Source organism: Polaribacter sp. 2405UD43-2 (assembly GCF_058147125.1).
The window spans coordinates 1-247 of sequence record NZ_JBYVJX010000066.1 but is presented as its reverse complement, the minus strand read 5'-3'; the positions used below and the strand labels follow the sequence as shown (position 1 = coordinate 247).

Here is a 247-nt window from a genome sequence, read left to right as displayed (position 1 = left end):
ATCTCCTGGTTTAACTCTCAGTTCTCTAAAAATAACGTAGTCGTTCGTTTTGTCGTCTCCAGAAATGGTTACTTTTTTAATCCGTGCTTTTTCATCTTCTCTACTTCTAATTTCTACGGTTATAGACTCATTTTCAACTTTTGTTTCTACCGCATTTACAGGAGAGACTAAAAACCCCTTGTCTTGGTCAAGGGTAGATAAATCTTCTGCTGTTGGTGTTCCATCACCTTTTACACGTTCTTTTAAA

The 247-nt window shown here is 36.4% G+C and carries 1 protein-coding gene; it reads right to left on the bottom strand.

The features are described 5' to 3' along the window. On the bottom strand, positions 1–247 hold a 247-nt coding region (locus tag ACY2RX_RS14775), incomplete at both ends, for a hypothetical protein (RefSeq protein WP_490104736.1).